The 8,565-nt window shown below is 39.0% G+C and carries 10 protein-coding genes; 5 read left to right on the top strand and 5 right to left on the bottom strand.

Going from position 1 to position 8,565, the window contains the following annotated elements; all coding sequences use genetic code 11:
* Positions 1 to 734 precede the first annotated feature (734 nt).
* On the bottom strand, positions 735 to 977 hold the full coding sequence (locus ACHUFA_RS10690) for a type II toxin-antitoxin system HicB family antitoxin (protein ID WP_394406026.1): 243 nt from the start codon (positions 975 to 977) through the stop codon (positions 735 to 737).
* 319 nt (positions 978 to 1,296) lie between these two features.
* Here ACHUFA_RS10690 and ACHUFA_RS10685 point away from each other — a divergent pair, with 319 nt between their 5' ends.
* Entirely contained in the window at positions 1,297 to 2,082 is a 786-nt protein-coding gene (locus ACHUFA_RS10685; RefSeq protein ID WP_394406024.1) for a protein rep, read from the top strand.
* Here the strand turns inward: ACHUFA_RS10685 and ACHUFA_RS10680 are convergent.
* From ACHUFA_RS10680 to ACHUFA_RS10670, 3 genes are all read right to left on the bottom strand, one after another.
* The gene (locus ACHUFA_RS10680; protein WP_222350140.1) at positions 2,079 to 2,627 is read right to left on the bottom strand and encodes an NADPH-dependent FMN reductase; all 549 of its coding nucleotides are present in this window, start codon (positions 2,625 to 2,627) and stop codon (positions 2,079 to 2,081) included. The genes ACHUFA_RS10685 and ACHUFA_RS10680 overlap by 4 nt on opposite strands.
* Before the next feature lie 145 nt (positions 2,628 to 2,772).
* A complete protein-coding gene (locus ACHUFA_RS10675; RefSeq protein WP_222350138.1) occupies positions 2,773 to 3,318 on the bottom strand; it encodes an NADPH-dependent FMN reductase in 546 nt (181 codons plus the stop codon).
* Positions 3,319 to 3,433: 115 nt separating this feature from the next.
* Positions 3,434 to 3,874, bottom strand: coding sequence for a MarR family winged helix-turn-helix transcriptional regulator (locus ACHUFA_RS10670; RefSeq protein WP_222350136.1), 441 nt, complete (start codon positions 3,872 to 3,874; stop codon positions 3,434 to 3,436).
* Between the two features lie 121 nt (positions 3,875 to 3,995).
* Here ACHUFA_RS10670 and ACHUFA_RS10665 point away from each other — a divergent pair, with 121 nt between their 5' ends.
* The 4 genes from ACHUFA_RS10665 (at position 3,996) to ACHUFA_RS10650 (ending at position 7,867) form a co-directional block, all read left to right on the top strand.
* Positions 3,996 to 4,493 (top strand): cell wall elongation regulator TseB-like domain-containing protein, encoded by a 498-nt coding sequence (locus tag ACHUFA_RS10665; protein ID WP_394406020.1) that lies wholly within the window; start codon positions 3,996 to 3,998, stop codon positions 4,491 to 4,493.
* Entirely contained in the window at positions 4,490 to 5,671 is a 1,182-nt protein-coding gene (locus tag ACHUFA_RS10660; protein WP_394406018.1) for a pyridoxal phosphate-dependent aminotransferase, read from the top strand. The genes ACHUFA_RS10665 and ACHUFA_RS10660 overlap by 4 nt, the downstream gene beginning before the upstream one ends.
* Before the next feature lie 212 nt (positions 5,672 to 5,883).
* Positions 5,884 to 7,230, top strand: coding sequence for an asparagine--tRNA ligase (gene asnS / locus ACHUFA_RS10655; RefSeq protein ID WP_222350130.1), 1,347 nt, complete (start codon positions 5,884 to 5,886; stop codon positions 7,228 to 7,230).
* 259 nt (positions 7,231 to 7,489) lie between these two features.
* Entirely contained in the window at positions 7,490 to 7,867 is a 378-nt protein-coding gene (locus ACHUFA_RS10650) for a RidA family protein (RefSeq protein WP_222350144.1), read from the top strand.
* Between the two features lie 235 nt (positions 7,868 to 8,102).
* Here the strand turns inward: ACHUFA_RS10650 and ACHUFA_RS10645 are convergent.
* Positions 8,103 to 8,565: transposase (locus ACHUFA_RS10645; protein WP_394406015.1), on the bottom strand; the 463-nt coding region annotated here is incomplete at its 5' end.

The following is an 8,565-nucleotide window of genomic DNA, read 5'->3' as shown; positions in this document are numbered from 1 at the left end:
AATTTCTAAAAAACTTTATCCAATTATAAATCGTTCCTAACATAACTAAAACTAGACAAATAAATCTTAAAAAATTTGCTTGTTGAAGCAATGATAATACACCGACAAACAATTCTAAAAGCAATAAAATAATAAAAAATAAATCAACAGTTCTCTGTTTCATAACAAACACCTCAAATTATCTTTGTCCTTTAAAACCTCCATTTACCACTTACAAAAAATTGATAACTACCTTATTAAAATAAAATATATATATTTCTTTAATTTTAATATAAAAAATGAGATAATCAAGTATTTTCGCAAACGCTATCATTATTATTTTTTAGAATAATGTCCAACAACAAAATAGAATAGCAATCATTTAGTCGATTGTAGCGACAAATTCAGATGACATCACCTGAATAAGGTTTTAGGCACTCTGACAAGTCATTTAAGCGGTTTGTGTGTACAAATCCGTTGCTTGCCTGTCTGCCTGAATCAGATTGTAAAATGGCTTAGAAGGCAAATATGAGCCTTCTGAGAGGTTTTAAAGATAAGCTAAGCGATTTAGACTTAACGTGTCTAGTCGGAAGGCTGAAAGACGAACGACTGGATACGTAGTCCAAAAATAGCGAAAGGTTACTTGCTGACTAAAGGAAATTGGAATAAAGGAAGCGACACCTTATGCTCATATTTCTTGAACTTTTAAGCAGTTTTATTGTATCACGTCCGAGATAAGGTGTCAAAAAACGAATTTACAAGTTAACTGATATGACTTTTAAAATACCGTCAGTGACTTCGCTAGGGTTTAACTGACTAGGTTTAGGTAAAGCCATACCGTTTTCAATATAAGTAGCCAAAACACTCTCTAACATTTCATGAGCATTTTTTAGTGCTTCTTCAAGAGTCTCTCCTTGAGTTCCTCCTCTAAATTCAAGAAACTCCACCCAATAACCTTGATCGTCTTGATAAAAAATTGCGGGATATGAAATAAGCATGGTGTACCTCTTTATTTTTAGAGCCCTTTAATACTAGTAGGAAATAACTCACGGGCAAAAACAGTTCTTTTGACACCCAGTAATCCCTTGATACTACTGGTTTTTTTGCAACAAAAAAAGCCGTTTTACTTCTGAAAATTTTCATGTTATAATTTAAGGGCTGAATCTATAAATTATGAAAGGAGAAGTGCAGACTTTTTGTGTATTTCAAAATATTTTGTACTTGAATTATAGCATGATAGAGCACCTAAATTAAGAGGAAGTCTTACAAGATAAAAACAGTAAAGGAAAAGACAGAAATTGGCGAGGGCGGAAACTTATGAGCCTTAAATTAGCTGATATTTTTGATGAGTTAGGTTACAAAAAAGCATTGATTGAACGTGTTCAATCATGCGGAGATGTTTTACGCTTTATTCGTCGTGAAGATGGGTCTTTAAAATTGTATCAAGCTTATTTCTGCAAGAATAAGCTTTGCCCAATGTGCAACTGGAGACGCTCCATGAAATATTCTTACCAAACTTCAAGAATTGTCGATGAAGCCATTAAGCAAGAACCTAAAGGACGATTTCTTTTTTTGACATTGACTGTTAAAAATGTCCCTGGAACTGAATTGAACAGGACATTAACGTCCTTGACAAAATCCTTCGATAGACTGTTTAAGCGAGCTAAGGTACAAAAGAATTTGATCGGCTATTTTCGTTCTGTTGAGGTGACACATAACGAAAAAGATAATAACTATCACCCTCATATCCATGTTTTATTAATGCTTAGACCGAGTTATTTTCAGTCAAAAAAAGACTATATTACTCAAAAAGAGTGGGGTGAAATGTGGTCTCAATCTCTTAAGGTTGATTATATTCCGATGGTCGATATTCGTTCTGTGAAAGAAAAAGGTAAAAGCTTAAAAAGAGCCATTCTAGAAACCGCTAAGTATCCTACAAAGCCAATAAAATTAGATATTGAAAATAAACAAGTCGTTGATGATTTATACAACGGTTTGTATAAAAAAAGACAGCTTGGCTATGGCGGAATTTTTAAAATCATCAAAAAGCAATTAGCATTAGATGATCTAGAAAACGGAGATTTGATTCATATTGAATCTTAGTTGTTAATGGCGTCAAGCAAAGCTGTGGCTTGTGCTTGTAATTTTTCAAGAACTTCCTCAGGTACAACGAGCTGTCCAGTTCCCCAAGCCTCTGGATTGATTGGAGAACCTGTGAATTCACCTACAACTTGAGTACGGATGAATGGAAGTAAATCGTTGAATGCAGCAAATAATTGCGCATGTCCACCATTGGCTACTGCAGAAACAGTTGAGAATTTATCTTGTAAAATAGATGGACCTTTTGGATTAGATAAATCAAGCGCACGGCTCAACCAGTCCAATGCATTTTTCACAACTCCTGGAATAGCATAATTGTAAACAGGAGTGAAAATCCAAATAGCGTCTGCCTCCGCAACAGCTTGACGAGCAGTAGCGATAACTGGTAAAGTTGGTGTCTCTAAATCTTCGCTAAAATGTGGAAATTCACCAATATTGAGATAAGATACAGTCGCTTTCCCTTCAAGCGCTTTTTCAGCTTGAGCCGCTAATTGATGATTAAATGAGCCCTCACGGAGAGAACCAACTAAAAATAAAATATTTGCCATTATAAACTCCTTTTTTGGAGAGAGAGAAATCGGATTATATGTATTTCTTTCTAAAAAATTCTACATATGATAGTATAAATCTTTTTGAAATACTTGACAATAGATTGCAGAAAAAATCCCTTTTTTAGAAGGGATTCAAATTTCATTATTTGATAGCTGCAAGTAGGGCGTCAGCTTGTTTGTTCAATTGAGCCAATACTTCTTCAGTAGCAATATATTTACCATCAGCCCAAGCTGAATCGTTAACACGTGAATAAGTGATTTCATCAACGAATTGTGTACGGATGAATGGCATCAAGTCGCGGTAGATAGCAGCTACTTGGTCATGACCAGCGTTAGCAAGGATTGAAACAGTTGTTACTTTCGCATTGATAGCAGATGCACCAGTTGTATCTGAAAGGTCAACCGCACGTGATAACCAGTCAAGCAAGTTTTTCACTGAACCTGGGATTGAGAAGTTGTAAGCTGGTGAGAAAATCCAGATAGCGTCTGCTGCTTGAACAGCATCACGGACTGCTTGAACTTCTGGTAATAATGGAGTTTCAAGGTCTTGTGAGAAAACAGGAACTGATTTCCAGTCAAGGTATGAAACGTTAGCTTTCCCTTCAAGTGCTTTTTCAGCGTTAGCTGCTAATTGGTGGTTGAATGAACCTTCACGAAGAGATCCTACAATAAATAATACATTTGCCATTTCTGACTCCTTTTCTTTTTAAAGAATGAAACAAGTTTGTTGAACATGTTTTTTCCTAAAATTTATTTGATGGAATCAGTATAAACTATTTATCACTAATTAGCAATATTTTTGCTCAGTTTTTGAATTTTTTTAGAATAGTAATTAATTCTTCCCTATCTTCCTCAGATAATACCTCAAAAATTTGACCGATATTATCATAATGTTCAGGAAGAATTTTTTCAATGGTTTCTCGACCAAAATTTGTCAAACGAATCCGACAGGCGCGGCGGTCGTGCTCATCTTGGACCTTAATGATGTAGCCATCACGAATCATATTTTTGATGACAACCGTCATATTCCCCGAGGTACTCAATAGTTTTTCAATCAAGTCTTGGATGCGCAGATCTCCTTTATTGTAAAGAGCCTCCATGACACCAAATTGACTGACAGTCAGATTGTGTTTTTTTATGGTTTCGACCTCTTGACGAGTAATGGTATTCGCTGCTCGGCGGAAGACGACAAGGCTATGCAAGGCAGACTGATTGTTATTAAATGCTTTATCAATTTCTTTCATTCTTCTATTTTATGTGAAAATGTCAGATTTTTCAATCATATACCTAATTTTCAAGAAAAAATCCCGAATCCTCCCTAGACAAATGGCATTTTTCCGTAACTTGTAGTATAATAAGACTGTTATGAAAAAATCGAGAAGACTAGAGGAGCAGAGGACGAAAAATGGATACAAGCAGTGGTTGCTTGGTATTTTTATTCTCTTTGCAGCCTGTTTATTTTCTATTTTTTTTCTCTTAGAATCTTCAGCGAAACCCTTTGAGATAGCTCGAGAAAAAGCTATTCAGGTCGCTAAGCGGTATGTTGATTTGGAAAGTATAGATGGAGTTGATATTTACAACGGTAGTGAGACCTACTATTCTGTAAAAGGAAAAAATGCGAAACAGGAAGAAGTTCTTGTTTTAGTTCCTAAGCAGTCTTCCGATATCTATGTTTATCAAACATCGCAAGGAATTTCAAAAAAGGCTGCTGAAAAGATTGCCACTGAAAATGGGGCAACTAAGATTGAAAAAATAGTATTGGGCCATGAAGATGGAAAAACGATTTGGGAAGTCAAGTCTGCAACTAGCTACTATTTAATTGAATTTGAAACAGGAAACTTGTTCAAGAAGGAGGGTATATGACAAAATTATCGCAACGTGTCTTGACCATGGAGGAGAGTGTGACCTTGGCAGCGGGAGCGAAAGCCAAGGCACTGAAAGCACAGGGGCGAGATATTTTGAGTTTGACTTTGGGAGAGCCAGATTTTGTGACGCCCAAGAACATTCAAGAAGCGGCGATTGCTTCGATTGAGAATGGGACGGCTAGCTTCTATACGGTGGCGAGCGGCATGCCAGAGCTTAAGGCGGCTATTGCTAATTACATGGAGCAATTTTATGGCTATACGGTACCAACCAATCAGATTGTAGCAGCAACGGGTGCCAAGTATGTGCTTTATGCCTTCTTTATGGCTGTGCTGAATCCAGGCGATGAGGTTTTGATTCCAACCCCTTACTGGGTGTCTTACGCCGACCAAATCAAGATGGCTGAAGGGATTCCAGTCTTTGTTCAAGCTACCGAAGCTAATGATTTCAAGGTGACCGTTGACCAATTGGAAGCGGCACGTACTGACAAGACTAAAGTGGTCTTGCTCAATAGCCCATCTAATCCAACAGGGATGATTTATACGGCTGAGGAACTGGAAGCTATTGGAAACTGGGCAGTGAAACATGACTTACTCATCTTGGCTGATGACATTTATGGTCGCTTGGTTTATAATGGCAACACTTTTACGCCAATTTCTAGCCTATCTGAATCCATTCGCAAGCAGACTATTGTGGTCAATGGCGTTGCGAAGACTTATGCCATGACTGGCTGGCGCGTGGGATTTGCCGTAGGGGATAGCGAGATTATCGCAGCCATGGGCAAAATTATCGGCCAAACCACATCAAATCTGACAACAGCTGCCCAATACGCAGCCATCGAAGCCTTCACAGGCCCACAAGATGCGATCGAGGACATGCGCCAAGCCTTTGAAGAACGCCTCAATACCATCTACCCACTGATTTGCGAAGTCCCGGGTTTTGAAGTAGTCAAACCACAAGGCGCCTTCTATCTCTTTCCAAATGTCAAAAAAGCTATGGCCAACAAGGGCTACACAGATGTGACTGACTTCACCAATGCTATCCTAGAAGAAGCAGAAGTCGCTCTAGTCACAGGAGCAGGCTTCGGAGCCCCAGAAAACGTCCGCCTAAGCTACGCCACAGACATGGATACCCTAAAAGAAGCCGTCAAACGCCTCAAAAACTTTATGGAAAATTAGATTGTAAAGTTATTAGCGCCAGCAAACGAACGAAGTGAGCAAACAAAGTGTTTTTCGCCGTGGTGAAATCCATAGTCACAACACTGTTGTGACTATGGACGGAACTTTTGAGACTTCGGCTCAAAAGTTAGCAATGGAACTCCGAAGGAGGTCGCTTACGTCCGCACCACTTCAGAAAAACACAAAAAATAATAATCAAAGAAAGAAAAAACATGACAAAAAAATTAGTATCAATCATTGATGTCAAAGACTACGTCGGCCAAGAAGTTACCATCGGTGCTTGGGTTGCCAACAAATCAGGAAAAGGAAAATTAGCCTTTCTCCAGTTGCGTGATGGGAAAGCCTTTTTCCAAGGTGTCGCCTTCAAACCAAACTTCCTTGAAAAATTTGGTGAAGAAGAGGGTGCAGCCAAGTTTGACACTATCAAACGTCTCAGTCAAGAAACCTCTGTCTATGTGACTGGTATTGTCAAAGAAGACGAACGTTCAAAATTCGGTTATGAGTTGGATATTACGGATATCGAAATTATTGGTGAGTCACAAGATTACCCGATCACACCAAAAGAGCACGGGACAGATTTCTTGATGGATAACCGTCACTTGTGGTTGCGTTCACGTAAACAGATGGCCATCATGCAAATCCGTAACGCGATTATTTACGCAACTTATGAGTTCTTTGACCAAAATGGCTTTATCAAATTTGACAGCCCAATCTTGTCAGGAAATGCAGCGGAAGATTCAACTGAATTGTTTGAAACAGACTACTTTGGTCAACCAGCCTTCTTGAGCCAATCTGGTCAGCTTTACCTTGAAGCTGGTGCTATGGCTCTTGGGCGTGTCTTTGACTTCGGTCCAGTTTTCCGTGCTGAAAAATCAAAAACACGCCGTCACTTGACTGAGTTCTGGATGATGGATGCGGAATACTCATTCCTTAGCCATGATGAGTCACTTGACCTTCAAGAAGCTTATGTTAAAGCCCTCATCCAAGGTGTCCTTGACCGTTCTCCACAAGCCCTTGAAATTTTGGAACGTGATGTAGACTTGCTCAAGAGCTACATTGACCAACCATTTAAGCGTGTGCCTTACGATGAAGCCATTGACCTTCTTCAAGCCCATGAAAATGACGAAGACACTGATTATGAGCATATTGAACATGGTGATGACTTCGGTTCACCACACGAAACATGGATTTCAAACTACTTTGGTGTGCCAACCTTTGTAGTCAACTACCCAGCAAGCTTCAAAGCCTTCTACATGAAACCAGTTCCTGGTAACCCAGAACGTGTCTTGTGTGCCGACTTGCTTGCACCAGAAGGTTACGGGGAAATCATCGGTGGGTCAATGCGTGAGGACGACTACGAAGCCCTCGTTGCTAAAATGGATGCCCTCGAAATGGACAAGTCAGAATACGAATTCTACCTTGACCTTCGTAAATACGGTTCAGTGCCACACGGTGGTTTCGGTATCGGTATCGAACGTATGGTAACCTTCGTCGCTGGAACAAAACACATCCGTGAAGCTATCCCATTCCCACGTATGCTTAACCGCATCAAACCTTAATAAATCGAAAAGGAGAGTCGTCTCCTTTTTTGCTTATTTCTTTTTATGATGGAGAAGTTTCATATTCTTTTGGGAGGAGTATCTTGTTGGGCGAATTTAGGGAGAGGAATACGTGGAGACCAATTGTTTAGAATCCAGATTGTTACAAGAATAAATGAAAAAAGTTATAAAAGAAAATGAAAGTTTTTTCATTTATGGAAAGAACTATCTTCTGTTATAATGTTGTCAATATGAAAAATGAGGAGTCAATAGAATGAATATGAAAACAATCCACACAGACAAGGCCCCAGCGGCAATCGGTCCGTACGTCCAAGCCAAGATTGTTGGTGATTTCCTTTTCGCTTCTGGTCAAGTTCCCTTGTCACCTGAGACGGGCGAAGTTGTAGGAACGACTATTCAAGAACAAACAGAACAGGTCTTGAAAAATATCGCTGCCATCTTGACAGAGGCTGGAACTGATTTTGACCATGTTGTCAAAACGACTTGCTTTTTGGCAGATATGAATGACTTTGTACCCTTCAATGAAGTTTATGCGACAGCTTTTTCAGCAGAATTTCCAGCGCGTTCAGCTGTTGAAGTGGCTCGCTTGCCACGTGATGTCAAGGTAGAAGTTGAAGTCATTGCTTACTTAAAATAATGAAAAACCTTGTTCTAAAGCCATTCTTTGGAGGTTTAACCTTACAAAGAGGGGCTTTTTTCTACTATTTGTCAAGTATATCACCGCTTATTGGAATCATTTTCTAGAAAGTCAGTAGAATGGTGAAGTCTACTGACTCTTTTTAGGTCATTTTGACAGAAAAAAGTGTACACAAAGACAGCACCTTATCTAGTGATTTTTAATAAGGTATTACAATAGTATGGCATAGTTATCTTTACTGATTTTTGGTTAAATGGTAATCATAAAGTTTATTATGCGTTATGAGGTAATACATTGTCCGAATAAGGCGATGTATCGAGGCAATCGTATGTGGCTTGGTTGAGCTGACTTGCGATTGTCTTTTTCGTTTTTCATAGAAGTCAGCGATATGAGAGGGATTTGTGTGACTGGCAGAAGCGATGTTATGGATACACTTAAATAAAATCTTTCTGGCATAAGGATTGCCACGCTTTGTAATGTGTTCTTGTGCCAGATAGTTTCCAGATTCGTAGTGCCTTAAGTCAATGCCAATAAAAGCGTTGATTTGATTGGCAGACTGAAAATGACGAATGTCCCCCAACTCGCCAATAATGCTTGTAGCTGTAGTCTCTGCGATACCAGGAATAGAAAGTAGTATCTCATATTCTGGTAATGGCTGAGCAAGCTGCATCATTTCATCCAATACGATTTGTTGAATC

It is taken from the genome of Streptococcus hepaticus (assembly GCF_043656315.1).
Classification (GTDB): domain Bacteria; phylum Bacillota; class Bacilli; order Lactobacillales; family Streptococcaceae; genus Streptococcus; species Streptococcus hepaticus.
The sequence above is the reverse complement of the archived record's forward strand: the minus strand, read 5'-3'. Positions and strand labels throughout refer to the sequence as shown.

Excerpts from the sequence above, each read along its gene's own strand:
- ACHUFA_RS10680 (WP_222350140.1), bottom strand. The coding sequence starts at position 2,627 with ATGGCAAATATTTTATTTTTAGTTGGTTCTCTCCGTGAGGGCTCATTT.
- ACHUFA_RS10660 (WP_394406018.1), top strand. The coding sequence starts at position 4,490 with ATGACAAAATTATCGCAACGTGTCTTGACCATGGAGGAGAGTGTGACC.
- asnS (WP_222350130.1), top strand. The coding sequence starts at position 5,884 with ATGACAAAAAAATTAGTATCAATCATTGATGTCAAAGACTACGTCGGC.
- ACHUFA_RS10650 (WP_222350144.1), top strand. The coding sequence starts at position 7,490 with ATGAAAACAATCCACACAGACAAGGCCCCAGCGGCAATCGGTCCGTAC.
- ACHUFA_RS10665 (WP_394406020.1), top strand. The coding sequence starts at position 3,996 with ATGAAAAAATCGAGAAGACTAGAGGAGCAGAGGACGAAAAATGGATAC.
- ACHUFA_RS10675 (WP_222350138.1), bottom strand. The coding sequence starts at position 3,318 with ATGGCAAATGTATTATTTATTGTAGGATCTCTTCGTGAAGGTTCATTC.
- ACHUFA_RS10670 (WP_222350136.1), bottom strand. The coding sequence starts at position 3,874 with ATGAAAGAAATTGATAAAGCATTTAATAACAATCAGTCTGCCTTGCAT.
- ACHUFA_RS10685 (WP_394406024.1), top strand. The coding sequence starts at position 1,297 with ATGAGCCTTAAATTAGCTGATATTTTTGATGAGTTAGGTTACAAAAAA.
- ACHUFA_RS10690 (WP_394406026.1), bottom strand. The coding sequence starts at position 977 with ATGCTTATTTCATATCCCGCAATTTTTTATCAAGACGATCAAGGTTAT.